Annotated in this window: 11 protein-coding genes; 9 read left to right on the forward strand and 2 right to left on the reverse strand. The window is 42.3% G+C overall.

Annotated features, from left to right (window positions below; all coding sequences use genetic code 11):
* Positions 1–34 precede the first annotated feature (34 nt).
* From HFD85_RS02600 to uxuA, 5 genes are all read left to right on the forward strand, one after another.
* On the forward strand, positions 35–1,441 hold the full coding sequence (locus HFD85_RS02600) for a glycoside hydrolase family 140 protein (RefSeq protein ID WP_167605044.1): 1,407 nt from the start codon (positions 35–37) through the stop codon (positions 1,439–1,441).
* A gap of 10 nt (positions 1,442–1,451) precedes the next feature.
* Entirely contained in the window at positions 1,452–2,441 is a 990-nt protein-coding gene (locus tag HFD85_RS02605) for a nucleoside hydrolase (RefSeq protein ID WP_167605045.1), read from the forward strand.
* Between the two features lie 96 nt (positions 2,442–2,537).
* Positions 2,538–3,170 (forward strand): hypothetical protein, encoded by a 633-nt coding sequence (locus HFD85_RS02610; protein WP_167605046.1) that lies wholly within the window; start codon positions 2,538–2,540, stop codon positions 3,168–3,170.
* A 79-nt stretch (positions 3,171–3,249) separates the two neighbouring features.
* Positions 3,250–4,062, forward strand: coding sequence for an SDR family oxidoreductase (locus HFD85_RS02615; RefSeq protein WP_206081841.1), 813 nt, complete (start codon positions 3,250–3,252; stop codon positions 4,060–4,062).
* Between the two features lie 31 nt (positions 4,063–4,093).
* The gene (gene uxuA / locus HFD85_RS02620; protein WP_206081842.1) at positions 4,094–5,284 is read left to right on the forward strand and encodes a mannonate dehydratase; all 1,191 of its coding nucleotides are present in this window, start codon (positions 4,094–4,096) and stop codon (positions 5,282–5,284) included.
* Positions 5,285–5,326: 42 nt separating this feature from the next.
* Here uxuA and HFD85_RS02625 read toward each other — a convergent pair whose 3' ends face one another.
* Both HFD85_RS02625 and HFD85_RS02630 read right to left on the reverse strand, forming a co-directional pair.
* Entirely contained in the window at positions 5,327–6,604 is a 1,278-nt protein-coding gene (locus HFD85_RS02625; protein ID WP_167605047.1) for a hexokinase family protein, read from the reverse strand.
* 47 nt (positions 6,605–6,651) lie between these two features.
* On the reverse strand, positions 6,652–8,016 hold the full coding sequence (locus tag HFD85_RS02630) for an alpha-L-fucosidase (RefSeq protein WP_167605048.1): 1,365 nt from the start codon (positions 8,014–8,016) through the stop codon (positions 6,652–6,654).
* 223 nt (positions 8,017–8,239) lie between these two features.
* Here HFD85_RS02630 and HFD85_RS02635 point away from each other — a divergent pair, with 223 nt between their 5' ends.
* From HFD85_RS02635 to HFD85_RS02650, 4 genes are all read left to right on the forward strand, one after another.
* Positions 8,240–10,417, forward strand: a complete 2,178-nt coding sequence (locus tag HFD85_RS02635) for a hybrid sensor histidine kinase/response regulator transcription factor (RefSeq protein WP_167605049.1) — start codon at positions 8,240–8,242, stop codon at positions 10,415–10,417.
* 157 nt (positions 10,418–10,574) lie between these two features.
* Positions 10,575–12,728: a hybrid sensor histidine kinase/response regulator transcription factor gene (locus tag HFD85_RS02640; RefSeq protein ID WP_167605050.1), complete on the forward strand. Its 2,154-nt coding sequence runs from the start codon at positions 10,575–10,577 to the stop codon at positions 12,726–12,728.
* A 118-nt stretch (positions 12,729–12,846) separates the two neighbouring features.
* Positions 12,847–13,413 carry a hypothetical protein gene (locus HFD85_RS02645; RefSeq protein ID WP_167605051.1) on the forward strand — a complete coding sequence of 189 codons (567 nt, stop codon included), beginning with the start codon at positions 12,847–12,849 and terminating at the stop codon, positions 13,411–13,413.
* 207 nt (positions 13,414–13,620) lie between these two features.
* A complete protein-coding gene (locus HFD85_RS02650; protein ID WP_167605052.1) occupies positions 13,621–15,795 on the forward strand; it encodes a hybrid sensor histidine kinase/response regulator transcription factor in 2,175 nt (724 codons plus the stop codon).
* The last annotated feature ends 50 nt before the right edge of the window (positions 15,796–15,845 follow it).

Consider the following 15,845-nt stretch of genomic DNA (forward strand, 5'->3'; position numbering starts at 1 on the left):
AATCGACAAATTGTACCAACTTATCTGAACCAACATGCGAAGATTATTTTTAACGTTAATATTGTTGATGCTGCTTTTACCGAATTCTTTGGTATTTGGGCAGGAAACCGTCTGGAAGGGAAAATCAGTAGATTTTTCTCACGGGAAATTGCAGGTATCCGAGAATCGCCGCTTCCTGGTATTCGACGACGGATCACCGTTCTTTTACTTGGGTGATACTGCCTGGGAGCTATTTCATCGCTTATCGAAGGAAGATGCTGAAAAATACCTCGAAAACAGAAGAGCAAAGGGATTTACTGTTATCCAGGCCGTTATTCTGGCCGAACTCGACGGCTTGAACACTCCGAATATGGAAGGCGAAAAGCCACTTGTCGATAATGATCCAACCAAAATCAATGAAGCTTATTTTAAGCATGTTGATTGGGTGATCCGTAAGGCGGAAGAAAAGGGATTGTTTGTTGGATTATTGCCAACATGGGGCGATAAAGTGGATAAAAAGTGGGGTGTAGGCCCTGTTATTTTTAATGCTGAAAATGCCAGAAAGTATGGAGAGATTGTAGGTAACAGGTACAAAAATTTCAGGAATATTATCTGGATAAATGGTGGCGACAGAAGTGGCGGCGGAGATAACTTTCCCATTTGGAATGCGCTGGCAGAGGGCATAAAGTCTGTCGATAAAAATCATCTGATGACCTTTCATCCGATGGGTGAGAACAGTTCATCAATGTGGTTTCACAATTCAGACTGGCTCGATTTTAATATGATGCAAACCGGACACGGCCAGCGATCGTATGCTATTTACCAACGAATGATGGTTCCCGATTATCAAAAAACACCCGTAAAACCTGTATTCGATGGCGAACCACGCTACGAAGATCATCCACATGGCTGGAAGCCGGAAGAACTGGGATGGTTCGATGATGCCGATGTAAGGCAAGCCTGTTACTGGGATTTATTTTCAGGAGGTTTTGGCCATACGTATGGCTGTCACGCCATTTGGCAAATGCTTACACCCGATCGCGATCCGGTTGGTTTTGCACGAAACAACTGGTATGACGATATAGATCTGCCCGGCGCCTGGGACATGATTCATGCTCGAAAACTGATGGAATCCAGACCTTTTACTGATAGGATGCCTTTTCCTCAAATTGTTAAAAATGAATCGGTTCCGGAAACTGATTACATTGTGGCCACCCGTGGCGAAGATTATGTAATGGTTTATATCCCGACCGGTCTGGCGGCTTCGCTCGACCTTCAGCAGTGCGAGTGGCCAAAAGCCAAAGCATGGTGGTATAATTGCCGGACTGGAGATGTCAGCAAAATAGGCAAGATCAATACAAATCAGATAAAATCATTTAAACCGGAAACATCCGGACGAGGTGAGGATTATGTGCTAATTTTAGATAATGCCTCGAAAAATTTTGGAGCGCCCGGAAAATAAAAATCAAAATATGAAGAAGACATACTTTTTGCTCGTATTGCTTGTAATCTTTTTGGGAGCCTGTAACCAGCACAAAAGCCAAAAGATCAGGATAATCATCGATACCGACGCAAATAATGAGTTGGATGATCAGCATGCGCTGGCATATGCTTTTTTAAATCCCGAAGTTTTTGATGTCAGAGGAGTGACGGTAAACAATACCGATAATGGTTTCGGAATCCAGGGGCAATACGACGAAGCACTACGAATTATTCAGTTGTTCGATCTTCAGGATCAGGTCCCACTGTTTCTTGGTGCCGATGAAGATTACGAACAAATTGCCTCACATATACAGGAAGAAGGTTTCGATGGACAAGCGGCTGTGGATTTTATTATTTCCGAAGCCATGAAAACCGAGAAAGGGAAACTTGTGCTGGCACCAATCGGTAAACTAACCAACATTGCTTTGGCTATCCTGAAGGAGCCTAAAATTGTTGATAAAATCAAGGTTGTTTGGCTGGGAGGCAACTATCCGTCGCCGGGCGAATACAACCTGGTAAACGATAATTCGGCGGTTAATCCGGTGATTGAATCGGGTGTTGAGTTCGAAATGGTAACAGTGCGTTACGGGCAGCCAACTGCCACCGATGCCGTTCGGGTAACTCCGGATGAGGTGGCTGAACATCTGGCCGGTAAAGGACCGGTTTCGAAAAATACGATCACAGGCAGGCACGGCGGTACTTTTAACCGCTTTGGCGATTATTCAAAAGATCTGTTCGATCATACCAGCATGCACGGCTATCCGCCATCAAGGGCCTTGTTCGACATGGTAGTGCTGGCCGTTCTGAAAAATCCGGAATGGGGAACAAAACATGAAATTCCGGCCCCGAAACTGGTTGGCCATGCCTGGGAAGATCAGCCCGAAAATCCGCACACAATCATTTATTGGGATGATTTCGACCGTGACGGGATTGTAAATGATCTGTTCGAAAAAATGGAATCAACAACACCCGCTAACTGATGCTGCGTTTAAAATGCAGGATGAAAAAAACAACTGGAGGTTTTACTGATCAACTATTTCAGGGAGTGTTATGACGCTTTCCCGAAAGGTAGGATCGTGCCGGCGGAATCTCCCGATTTCATGGTTAAGGCTCCATCGAAAAGGCGCCTGGGAATAGAACTGACCAAGCTTCATTCTCCAGTTTCTCCTGATGAAACCCAAAATAGGATTCTGCAACTGTCGCAGGAACTTTACGAACGCAGTGACCATCACAAATTACTGGTGAAAGTTCTGTTTTCGGATGAACACCCGATTAGTGCCGAAAGTGAACTGGCGGTTTCCGCGCGATTGGCAAACGTTGTTCGCAATGCCGTAAAGTCAAGAAAAGAACGGAGCTTTTTCAGTGTAAATTTGGAAAGAACGCAGCTGCCGACCGGTATAGAAAAGCTCGCGCTTATTCATCATCCACAGTTTGTAGTATCGGTCTGGGAATCGGTGAATTCCGCATATCCTCCGCCGGATATTATTAAGGATATCAAAGTGGCAATCGATAAAAAAGAACAAAAACTTCCGCTTTACCGCCGTCATCAATTTGATGAATACTGGTTGGTGATAAACTGTGATCATATTCAAAATACAAGAAACTTCAGGAAGCAAAATCCGATTCTGAATGAACTTATTCAAAGCAGTTTTCGTCGGATATTTTTGTTCGAAATTCTTAGCGGACGTGTATTCGAATTAAGTGAATGAGAAATTTTTCCGATATGAGTTGATCCTAGAACAAAGAGGGCAGTAAAAACGTCATATTTGTAATCTTAAAAAAATAATCATGTCATTATTCGATATTCGAGGAAAAGTGGCCGTTGTAACAGGTGGCTCGGGAACACTGGGTGGCAGCATTTCGAAATACCTTGCCAACGAGGGAGTAAAAGTTGCCGTAGTTGGACGTACCCAGGAAAATGTGGATCTCCGACTCGGGAAGATTGAAAAAGCCGGTGGAATTGGAATGGGACTCGTTGTTGATGTTTTAAATGTTGAAGAGCTGAAACAAGCCCGTGAAACTATTCTGAAGGAATGGGGCCGGATTGATATATTGGTGAATACAGCTGGAGGAAACCTTCCGGGTGCCACGCTTACGGAGGATCAAACGGTATTCGACATGAAAATCAAGGATTTCAATAAAGTTACTGATCTCAACCTGAACGGTACGGTTTATCCTTCGCTGGTATTTGGCGAGGTGATGGGCGAACAAAAAAGCGGCTCCATTATAAATATCTCGAGTATGGCTACCATGTCATCGATCACAAGGGTTCCCGGCTATTCTGTAGCTAAATCGGGTGTCGAGATATTCACCAAATGGCTGGCTATGGAAATGGCTACAAAATTCAGTGAAAAGGTTCGGGTAAACGCCATTGCTCCAGGTTTTTTCATCAGCACTCAAAATCAAAAAGTATTGCTGAATGAAGACGGGTCTTTGACCGAACGCAGTAAAAAGGTAATTGCCAAAACCCCAATGGGCCGTTTCGGAAGTATTGATGAACTGAACGGGGCGGTGCACTACCTGTCGTCGGATGCGGCCAGTTTTGTTACCGGCACCATTATTCCTGTTGATGGTGGCTTTAGTTCGTTCTCAGGCATATAAAGCGGCAATTTTCAACTTGAAATTTTAATCGATGAAACTGATAAAATCGTGGCGGTGGTTTGGTGAAAAGGACTCGGTGTCGCTGGAGTGGTTAAAGCAGAACGGCATTGAAGAAGTAGTAACAGCTTTACACCATATTCCAAATGGTGAAGTTTGGCCCGAAGAAGAAATTCTTAAAGTAAAATCAAAGCTTGAAGCCGCCGGTTTAGGCTGGTCGGTTGTGGAAAGTCTGCCGGTTACCGAAGCCATCAAAACAGCGTCCGGTTTGCGCGATCAGCACATTCACAACTACAAAATATCGTTACGCAATTTAGCGGCTTGTGGCATAAAAACGGTTGTTTATAATTTTATGCCGGTGCTCGATTGGGCACGTACCGATTTGCATTACCAGATTCCCGGACTCGGTGAATCGATGCTGTTCGATTACCCCACTTTTGCTGCGTTTGACGTTTTCATTTTGAAGCGTCCCGGAGCCAAAAAAGATTACTCGCCAGAATTGTTAGAGGCTGCAAAAGCTGTTTTCGAGAAAATGACACCTGAAGAGGATGAAAAACTGGCGCACAACATCATTGTTGTCACTCAGGGTTTTATCGATGGTGTGATCGATCCAGGTATTGAAGATTACAAAAAGGAGTTTCTGAATCACTTGCAGCGCTATCAAAATATCGATGATCAAAAACTTCGTGAACATCTCGCTTATTTTTTAAATGAGGTGATTCCTGCTGCTGAGGAGGTTGGCATCAATCTGGCCATTCACCCCGACGATCCGCCATTTTCTGTTTTAGGGTTACCACGCATCTTCGGAACTGAATCAGATATGAAATGGTTGGCCAATACCAATCCATCGCTTAACAACGGTATTGCATTTTGCGCCGGTTCCTTTTCTGCCCGAGCGGATAACAACCTGGTTGAAATGGCAAAAAAATATGCTGATCGGATTCATTTTGCCCACTTGCGAAACACCCGCTTACTGCCCGACGGAAGCTTTTACGAATCGGGACACATCAACGGATCGGTTGATATGAAAGCACTGGTGAATGTATTTCTGCAGGAGATGAAGCTGCGTTCAGCCCGAATTCCAATGCGCCCCGATCACGGAATTAAAGGTCCCGATGATGAAGGATTGAACGCAAATCCAGGTTATCCTAAATTTGGCCGTTTAAAGGGATTGAAAGAAATCGAGAGCCTTGAAAATGAGCTTTTAAATGAAAATGCCCGGTAATATCGTTTTCCCGGGCATTTCTATTTTATCTTAGGTTTTTCTTTAATTCACAATCGCAGCAATAGCTGCACCCAGCAGACTTGAATTTTCCACTTCCACTATTTCGTAATAGCGTTTGTTTTCTCCCGAAAGAAAGTCGTTCAGGTAGTTCTCAAATAGTGTTCTGAAATTGTGAAGCTTATAAAAGGTTGTTCCTTCAATGGTCATCAACACCGGCTTTTCATGCAATTTCGCTTTTCCGGTTTGTAAAATTACGGCGGCAAGGTTAGCAGCTACCAGTTTGGCGGCGCGTTCAATCAATCCGTCGATAATTTCTGCCGCAATCAGCTTGTCCGACTCATGAGTAAATACTCCGGGAAGTACGCTTTTGGCAGCCTCAATTCCATGTACGTAATTATTCACCTGTTCGGTGCTAAGTTCTTCCATGTTTTCAAATGCAGACGGTTCGGCAAAAACGCCAGCTTTTGCTGCTGTTTTCAAAGCTTCAGTGCACAATCCTCCAAAATAACCACCCGAAAACATTTTTTCAAAAGCATAACGTCCGGGATTCTTGGTGGTATTGTCGAATGCCAGATCGATATCGGTGCGTGGTGCCAGTGTAAATGCTCCCGATTCTATGTTGATGATCTGACTACCCTCCATATTTAGACCGTCGGTTTTTGTAATGTTACAATTGGCTTCAATGTAACTGGTGTTGGTGCCTGTTCCAAGTATAAATCCGATGTAAGTATCATAGGTTTTTATAGCGCGTGCAGCTTTCCCGGCCAGCAAAGTAGATACGGTGTCGTTCATCAAAACCAGTTGCTTCTCCGGCGTTCCCATAGCTGCAAGCAATTCTTTACCGATCATCCGTCCGATCACTTCAGGAGCTTTGATTTCCTTGCTCCACTCCAGCAGTTTTCCATCTTTATTTGGAAAAATCTCGGCGGCATACGAGAAGCAGAAGCCGAGTTTATCCGACACTTTTTTATAGTCGCTCATGTAGCCGGCGAGGGTATCAAAAAAATCTGCTTTCGAAAGTTCTTCATCAACACCGGGCATTTTACCTTTTTGGATGTTTTCGGTAACCAGTTTCAGGTTATCGTCGAAATAAACTTTGGCAGCCCTGAAATTGGTTCCCCCGGCATCAATCGCTACCACCGGGTCGTTCGCTTTTACTTCTCCGTCAGCCTCAATATAGGTTGGTAGCATCAGCAGTGAGCTTTCCTGTCCGGCCAATCCTTTTGCCATTTCTGATAAAAAGGCATTCACCACTTCTTTCATATTTACGTCTTCTGCTGTCATTTTATGCGACTTCAGAAATTCATATGCTTTGGTCATGATCTTAGTTTTAAGTATGTTTTCGTTCTTAATTTAATATTCTTAATTCACAATTTAACTTTGAATACCCAGGCAAATTCACCCGGATTGTCGGCTGGAGAGATTTGTGGCACCACTATTTTTGTGGAGTTCCCCGATGTTTTAAAGGAAATTTTGCCACTATATCCCAACATGCTGACTGCTGTTGCTTTCACGCCTTTCAAATTAATGGGCTCAGTTGGAAATTTGGTACAGTGGACATACAAATAATCGTCGTTCCGGGTGAAAAAGATATTTTCAGTTTGATTGTTTTTGGCGCCGTCCCATTTCCTGGTTTCGTAAATAGCTTCGCCATTAACAGCCAGCCAAGACCCGATATCTGCCAGTCGCTGTTGCTGAATTACCGGGATTCTACCGTCGGAAGTTGGCCCGACATCAAGCAGCAGGTTACCGCCTCCGGCTACTTTTTCGATAAGCATATCAATCAGCGCATCCGAGCTTTGGTAATTATCGAGGTCTTCAATTTGATTATAACCGAACGAAGTTCCAATTCCGCGACATTCTTCCCATGCTTTTTCCATTTCTCCACCGGCTCCATCGTGCACCAGATCATATTCGGTAGTGAAAAATCCTCCGTGTTTTCCACGTGTCTTGGAGCCCCAGCGATCGTTAACACAAACGCGTTCTTTCACCGGAGATTCGTTATACAACCAGGCCAGGAACTCGGTACTTTTCCATTTTTCACTTGGATGATCCCATTCTCCATCGGTCCACAAAATATCGGGTTCGTAGCGCGTTACCAGGTCCTTCATTTGCGGGATCATGTGATCGTCAACATATTTTTCGAGGTTATTTTTATACAGAGGGTTGTACCATTCGTACAAAGAATAGTAGAATCCCATGTGCAGACCGGCATCTTTTACGGCAGTGCTGAGGTCGCCGCAAAGGTCGCGGTGTGGTCCAATGTCAACACTGTTCCAGTTCCAGCTTTGTTCGCTGGGCCACAAGGTAAATCCTTCGTGATGTTTCGAAGTAAGCACCACGTATTTGGCACCGGCATCTTTAAAAATGCTGGCCCATTGTGCCGGATCCCAATGTTGCGCCTTAAACATGGGCGCAAAATCCTGGTATTTAAAATCAGCTCCGTACATTTTATCATGGTAGTCGCGGAACAAACGGCCGGCTTTACTTTCTTCGTTGATCCGCCACCAGTACCATTCAGCATATTTTGCATAAATTCCAATGTCGGCATCGGCAGGTGCCCAGGCCGGAACCGAGTATAGTCCCCAATGTATAAAAATTCCAAACTTGGCATCTTCGAACCACTGTGGGATAGGCCTGCTATCGATGGATTCCCAATCGCTTTTGTATTGTTGTGCCTGTACGAATGGAGCACTGATAAATAAAAGGAGTAATAAAATTAGACTTTTCATTTTAGTTGGTTTAGGTGCTCAAGATAGCTACATCTGCTGTTTTGAAAAAGTACAATTTTATATTCTTCAGCTACTTTGTCAACTTTTTTGGTATACAGGTTGCGGGAAAAAGCGGCAACTATTTGGGAAGATCGGGAAAGTCGGTGTTCGCAAAACTTCAAACTTTTGCAGTAAAATAACGTATTCCGCAGTATGCGGAATCATCCAATAAAAACCAAAAGTCATGGAATCTGTTCCCCTTTTTTTCGATCGCCTGGACAAGAGGCTAGAACGTAAAATCGATACAAAAAATCTGACACCCAGAGAAGAACTGGTCCAAAAGTACATGAGGATGCAGGGCATTTTTGCGCTAAGCGGATTATCGCTGATGTTGATGGTTGCCTGGATTCTGGGAGCCAAAATGATGGCCGAATTCAGTTTGGTTTATATTCCTTTTATGATGGTTGCGGGTAACATCATGAAGCGCTCAAAACAGATGCTTAAAATCATCTTCCTTTTCAAAATTTCGATGATCATCATTTCGTCAGTTTATATCGTTCGCATGGGAGGGATATTGACCAGTGGAGGTCTTTTTTTACTTACAATTCAGGCAGTAACCAGTTCGGTAATCATGCGTGATTTTCGTAGGATTTTTGCGGTAGCATTTTCCTTTGTTATTGCCGTAACGCTTTTGGTGGTGTTAGAGCCTTACTTCCCCACGCGTTATGCGCTCAATCAACACCAAAATACCATTTTCCTTGGATTCAATCTGGTCTTGATCACTGGCTATATTTTCTTTTTTAGCTTGTATGCCGTCAATTTATATTCGAAAATGGAGCAGCGTGAAACACAACGGCAAAAAGAATTAAATGACGCCAAAACCAGGTTATACACCAACATTACACACGAATTTCGCACACCGCTCACCGTTATCCTGGGGTTGGCTGATGCTGTGAAATACGGACAGCAGAACCACATTGAAGCGAAAATGGATACGATTATCCGAAACGGTAAAAACCTGTTGCAATTGGTCGATCAGATGCTTGATTTAAGCAAGTTGGAGTCGGGCAAAATTTCGATAAACAGGATTCACGCCAATATTATCCCATTTCTGAAATACATTTTTCAATTGCAGGAATTTTATGCCGAGGGTAAGCGCATCAATATGTCATTTTTCTCCGAGAGCCAGTCATATGAGCTTGATTTCGATCCTGAAAAAACGGCGGCGGTTGTAAGTAACCTGTTGAATAATGCGATCAAATTCACAAACGAGGGAGGGAATGTTCAACTGAAGGTCTTCAGGAAGTCAGATTCACTTTATATTGAAGTGCGCGATACCGGAATTGGTATCCCCGGCGAAAAAATGGAACAGATATTTGATCGCTTTTACCAGGTAGATGGAAAGAACACCCGTAAAGAAGGAGGCGCCGGAATTGGTCTTTCATTAACGCGCGAACTGGTGAACCTGATGGACGGAACCATTAATGTGAAAAGTGTGCCTGAGGAGGAAACTGTTTTTACCGTACAACTTCCGATAAGGCATGAACACGAAAAGGCGGAAATTGAAAAAAATCCTGCATTTGAAGCCGAATTGGAAGCAAAGCAGCTTACCAATAGTGTTTCAGAAACTCAAAACGGCTCGCCAAAACATTTGCTGATTGTTGAGGACAACGCTGATGTTATTGCCTATATGAAAGCGTGTTACGAGACGCATTTTAAAATTACGGTGGCTCAGGATGGATTGGAGGGACATAAACGTGCCCTGGAAGATGTTCCTGATATCATTATCAGTGATGTAATGATGCCGGGCATGGATGGTTTCGAACTCTGCAAAAAACTGAAAGACGACTACCGCACCAGCCATATACCGATTATTCTACTTACCGCAAAAGCTGATATTCCTTCGCGAATTGAAGGCCTGGAACAAGGTGCCGATGCGTTTGTGGTAAAACCCTTTAACCAGCAAGAGTTAATGGTTCGTATGCAGAATTTGCTGGATTTGCGAAAACGGCTGTTTGAATGCTACAAAAATGGTAATGGATCCGAATGCTCGTCCGACCCGGTCATTCAAAAAGAAGATGTTTTTTTTAAGCGGCTGAACGAATCCATTAACAACAACCTTTGCGATGAGCATTACGATATTCATAAACTGTGCGAAGACATGGCCATGAGCAAGTCGCAATTGTACCGAAAGTTCCGAGCTCTGACCAACGATTCCGCAGCCCGCTACATTCGCCGCCAACGTATGAAACGCGCCAAAGAACTCCTGCAAACCACCGACATGAACATCACCGAAGTAGGTTACGAGGTGGGGATGAAAAGCCTTTCCACTTTCAGTCAGCTGTTCAAGGATGAATTTGGCGAAAGTCCGAGGGAGTTTCAAAATCACCTGCAGGTTAATGGGAACGGGAAGGCACATTGAACCGACCCAAAGTCAAAAATGGTATAGAAATTTAGGTGACAATTATACCGTCCGAATAAGAAAACAGAGGAATATTGGTTATTAATCTGGCTCGTATTTCGTAACTTAGATAGAATAAAAGCTTTGTAAACGAATGAGTTAACTAATCGTATTCCAAATGTCATTCCGGTTTAATGATTATATTACCTGGCTTGAGATTTTTTTTCTGGGAACGTATGAAGATGACAAACACAGAAAAAGAAAATCAGTTCTGTTATTTGCTTCTTTCGTGTTTATGATCTACACCCTCATTGTAGCCATTTCAGTTTTGATATTAGGTCAGCTTCTATTTTTTTATTACGGGATGTCGATGCTAATGACCTATTTCCTGTTTTTCAGTTTTGTCAAAATAACAAAAAATATCGACGTCGTTTTTTTTATAGAACTGATAGTAATTATTCTTCATACTGCTGTATTTATAGTGCTTCTGGGCGGCATTCCTTATTCCGGCGGGATAGTACTTAGCGGATTGGCTGCTACAATTTTTTCTATTCATTTCGAACGCATAAAATGGTCAATAATCCTTTTTCTCCTTTATTCCTTATCCGTAATCGTTGCCGGTATTTTGCAGCCCTTTTTAAAAATTGAACCGCAAATGCCATCCAATATAAACCTTTTATTGTTTATCGTATTTTCAGTTTTTCTTTGTGGTTTAACGACCCTGTTTGTTGCCGACGTTGTAAAAGAAAGAATTAGGATACAGGAGTATATGGTAAAAAAACTACAGGAACTCGATAGGGCAAAAACAAACCTGTATACCAATATTACCCATGAATTTCGCACTCCAATTACCGTTATATTGGGAATAACAGAAATTTTAAACGATCACTTAAATAGCAAACAAAAAGAAGATCTTTCCTTAATTTCAAGAAATGGTGAGAAACTACTGAATCTGGTCAATCAATTGCTTGACCTGGCAAAACTGGACTCCGGAACAATTGAACTCAATAAAATCAACGGAAACATAATCGAATCGGTTAATTATGTGATCGCTTCATTTGAAAGTATCTCACAACAAAAAAATACACGTATTCATAAGTTGTTCGATGTTTCTGAGATAGTCATGGATTTCGATCCTGAAAAGGTGGAATCAATTCTAACAAACCTGCTTGACAATGCATTAAAAAACACCGAAAACGGAGATGTTTATATTCTTATTTCGCAGGAAAAGGAAAGCAATGTTCTAATTATTAAGATAAAAGATACAGGTTCCGGTATTCCTTCTGAACTTGCAAACAGAATATTTGATCGTTTCTTTCAGGTTGAAAAATCCGTATCGGGATTAACAGGAGGAACAGGAATTGGGCTGGCCATTGTAAAAGAATATATACATTTAATGGGGGGCGATATTTTTGTAAAAAGCGAAATAAACAAGGGTACGGAATTTACAATTCAAATCCCGATAACTAATGAAGCATCCCCGCTTAAGGTTCCCCTCAAAAAAGCAGTTACCAGTTATCGGAACATCGATGAAAATTCAACTGAATCGAAAAGCAAAAAAGAACTGCCGGTTTTGCTGATTATTGAAGACAACCTGGATTTAGTACAATTCCTGTTAAAATTGCTAAGCGATGAATTTGAAATATTAGTCGCAGGTAACGGAAAAGAAGGCATCGACAAAGCGATCGAACACATTCCTGATATTATTATTTCCGATGTGATGATGCCTGAAATGAATGGCTTTGAAGTCACCGATCGGTTAAAAAATGATTTGAGAACAAGCCATATTCCGGTGCTTCTTTTAACCGCAAAAGCCGACGAGCAATCTAAACTGTCGGGATTGTCAAAAGGTGCCGATGCTTATATGGTGAAACCGTTTAATAAAAAGGAATTACGAGTAAGACTTGAAAACCTGGTTGATGTCCGGCGGAAACTAAAGACGAGGTATGAATATTATATTCCCGAATTAATTGAAAGCGGAAAGGGAACTTCGCTTGACGAGATTTTTTTGAAGAAGATAAAAGATGATTTGGAAAAGAATTATTCGGATGAAAACTACAACACAAAACAACTCTGCGAGAATATTGGCGTCAGCCGCGTGCAACTCTTCAGGAAGTTAAAAGCGCTAACCGGAATAGTACCTTCGTTGATGATACGAGCCTACCGACTTGAAAAATCACGGAACTTAATCGTCTCTACCGATCTTCAAATAGCAGAAATAGCATACAGTTGCGGCTTTGGCAATGCTGCTTACTTCACCCAGATCTTTAGTGAAGTTTATGGAATTTTGCCTACTCAGATGCGCAATTCAAAACAGGATTCGGTAACCTAAACAACAAAAATGTAACCCAGACAACATTCAATTCAACACCATTTGAAACCTTACATAAACTAAGCATGGTAATAAAAAGCTAATTTGATTATCACAATTAACCTTAAAAATGATAATCATGAAACGAGTATTTTTTTTACTGATCGGAATCCTGATTCTTTGCGTAGCATGTCAGGATGATTTTGTTGAACCTGAAAACGCACCCGTGACCAAGAGTGCGAAGTACGAAAGAACTAAAACTTTTGAACTTCGGGGGCATGTCAGTTCCATTCCAGATTTCAACGGTCCTTTTGTTTCCTGCTTGCCCGAAGGAAGCGGTTTGGTACTGGCCGAAACCGGGTGGGTTAGTGGCCAGGTAAATATCCTGGGACAATTAATGCCTGAAAAATGCACCTATGAAGGGGTAAGCTGTGAAATGGATTTGACCGACGGAGTACCAACGGTGTTTATAACGGCCAATGTTGAACTTGTACGAAACAACGGAGACAAAATTATTCTTGTGAGCCACATGGTACTGGATCCCCTGATCAACGAAATCAGCGGATACAATGAATATATCGGTGGCACCGGAAGATTTGAAGGAGTTACTGGCGAATGCAACATCATTAACGGTGTTCTTGATCCTGATACCGGAATCGCCAGCTGGGAAGAAGTGGGAGAAATAACCCTGATTCTTAAAGATTGAAAGCTCTTGAGTTGATGGATTTTTCTGCTGGGACATATCATCAAAACTTCGGGAAAATCCATCAACTCGGTTCGCAGTTCTAAAGCTAACTTGGGTTCACCAAGAGTTTAAGAGATTTGTTTGCATCCAAAACTTGAAAAAATTCGTAAATCAGAAAGTTATCTTATTAAACTATGCAGTTTTTCAACTAATCTTAAAACAAACAGAATGACTTCTGTCCCAAAACATCAGAATTTATGGGCTCGATTGAACTACCTTCTTTTCGATAGATTTGATGTGTCGGAGCGTGAAATGCGGAAATTTCATCTTGCAATGCAACTGGGATTTATTGGAGGAATGCTGATTTGCATTGCCGAGTCGCTTGTCGGTAATATTCCTGTTCTGGGATATCTCGGATTAACCGGAATTGCTTTTGCTTTGGTGCTGCTGATAGTTTTCTTTTTTGCGAAAAAAGTGAAGTATCTGATACTCACTAAAGAGCTCGGATTACTGCTTATCGTTTTCTATTTCACTTATCACACAGGAGGCCTTTTAACTTGTGGGGGAATTGTTCTGATCGGGATTGTACCTGTGCTTGTTTCTCTAAGTTTCAAAAGCTCCCGACAGATCATACTGGTTTTTTCGCTTTATTTTATTTCGGTGGTTTATCTGGCTATTGCCGATAAGAATCTACCGGGAAAGGATTTGATTCCACCGGAATGGAACCTGATCGTTTTTGCAACAACTTTATTGGCATGTACTCTGGTTTTCTTTATTTCGGCACTGTTGGCACAGCGAATTTTCACCAACCTGGAACGCCGGGAAACCGAACATCAGAAAGAGATCAACGATGCAAAAACCAGGTTGTATACCAACATTACACATGAATTCCGCACTCCGCTAACGGTTATTTTGGGGCTGGCCGATTCGGCTAAAAACAATGGTCATTCAAATGTTTCCTGTAAAATGGATACCATCATAAAAAACGGGAAAAGCCTCCTTCAGCTGGTCGATCAGATGCTGGATTTAAGTAAACTTGAATCGGGTCGGATGACGGTGAATAAAATAGGCGCAAACATTATTCCATTTCTGAAATATGTTTTTCAGTTGCAGGAATTTTATGCAGAGGAGAAAAATATCTCCATGCGTTTTTCTTCCGAAAGCCAGTCGTATGAAATTGAATTTGATCCTGAAAAACTGGCATCAATTGTTTCCAACTTGCTAAGCAATGCCATAAAATTTACGCCCGAGGGTGGGCAGATTATTATGACGGTATATCGACGTAATGAAAATATCTGTTTTGAAGTTAAAGATAACGGTGTTGGAATTCCACCGGAAAAGCAGAATACCATTTTCGACCGCTTTTACCAGGTAGAAAGCAAGAGCACCCGCAAAGAAGGTGGGGCAGGAATTGGCCTGGCAATAACGCGCGAACTCGTGCACCTATTGGAGGGTACAGTTCGAGTTAGAAGCAATTCCGGAGTAGGCACGGTTTTTACGGTGTGTTTGCCTTATGTACCTGCAAGCGAAAATTCAGTGGTAATGACTGATGCTGATGAAGAGACCGAGTCGTGGGAAGAAAGCGCTAATGGAGACAAATTGTTGCAAGCTGGTTTCAATGGCCATTATCGACTGTTGATTATCGAAGACAATCCGGATGTGGTCGGTTACCTTAAAGCCTGTTATCAAAATCATTTCTCTATTCATGCCGCAAAAGATGGAATAGATGGATTTGAGCTGGCTGTGGAAGAGATTCCCGACATCATAATCAGCGATGTGATGATGCCCGGAATGGATGGTTTTGAACTGTGCAAGAAGTTGAAAGACGATTACCGCACCAGCCACATTCCGATAATACTACTGACTGCCAAAGCCGATATCCCATCCCGAATTGAAGGACTGGAAACCGGTGCCGATGCATACATTGTAAAACCATTTAACCAACGCGAATTACTGGTGCGTATGCAAAAATTGCTCGAATTGCGCCGAAAACTTTTTCAAAGGTACAACAACGGAAACAGCCTTGAATTTTCCGACAATCCGGTGGTGCGGAAAGAAGATCAATTCTTTCAAAAGCTTAATGAGGTTATCCTTAAAAATCTGGGAGATGAGTTCTTTACGATCCAGGTGCTTTGCAATGAAATGGCCATGAGCAAATCGCAGCTGTACCGTAAATTCAGTGCGCTTACCAATATTTCAGCGGCAAAATACATTCGAACACTGCGCATGAAAAGAGCAAAAGAACTGCTCCAGACCACTTCGATGAATATCACTGAAGTGGGCTACGAAGTGGGTATGAAAAGTGTATCGGTTTTTAGTAAAATATTTAAAGAAGAGTTTGGCTACAGTCCTACCGATTTTGTGCATCAGAGTTTGAAAACCAATGAGGTAATTTCGAACTGAATAGCATTCATTTCTCCCAAAACATTTATTCTCCTGGTCTCGTGTCCATT

This window comes from Maribellus sediminis (assembly GCF_011799805.1).
Classification (GTDB): Bacteria; Bacteroidota; Bacteroidia; order Bacteroidales; family Prolixibacteraceae; genus Draconibacterium; species Draconibacterium sediminis_A.

What these genes read in the sequence shown, in the direction of transcription:
- HFD85_RS02640 (WP_167605050.1), top strand. Translation starts at nt 10,575, where the DNA reads ATGTCATTCCGGTTTAATGATTATATTACCTGGCTTGAGATTTTTTTT.
- HFD85_RS02625 (WP_167605047.1), bottom strand. Translation starts at nt 6,604, where the DNA reads ATGACCAAAGCATATGAATTTCTGAAGTCGCATAAAATGACAGCAGAA.
- HFD85_RS02615 (WP_206081841.1), top strand. Translation starts at nt 3,250, where the DNA reads ATGTCATTATTCGATATTCGAGGAAAAGTGGCCGTTGTAACAGGTGGC.
- HFD85_RS02605 (WP_167605045.1), top strand. Translation starts at nt 1,452, where the DNA reads ATGAAGAAGACATACTTTTTGCTCGTATTGCTTGTAATCTTTTTGGGA.
- HFD85_RS02635 (WP_167605049.1), top strand. Translation starts at nt 8,240, where the DNA reads ATGGAATCTGTTCCCCTTTTTTTCGATCGCCTGGACAAGAGGCTAGAA.
- HFD85_RS02645 (WP_167605051.1), top strand. Translation starts at nt 12,847, where the DNA reads ATGAAACGAGTATTTTTTTTACTGATCGGAATCCTGATTCTTTGCGTA.
- uxuA (WP_206081842.1), top strand. Translation starts at nt 4,094, where the DNA reads ATGAAACTGATAAAATCGTGGCGGTGGTTTGGTGAAAAGGACTCGGTG.
- HFD85_RS02650 (WP_167605052.1), top strand. Translation starts at nt 13,621, where the DNA reads ATGACTTCTGTCCCAAAACATCAGAATTTATGGGCTCGATTGAACTAC.
- HFD85_RS02600 (WP_167605044.1), top strand. Translation starts at nt 35, where the DNA reads ATGCGAAGATTATTTTTAACGTTAATATTGTTGATGCTGCTTTTACCG.
- HFD85_RS02630 (WP_167605048.1), bottom strand. Translation starts at nt 8,016, where the DNA reads ATGAAAAGTCTAATTTTATTACTCCTTTTATTTATCAGTGCTCCATTC.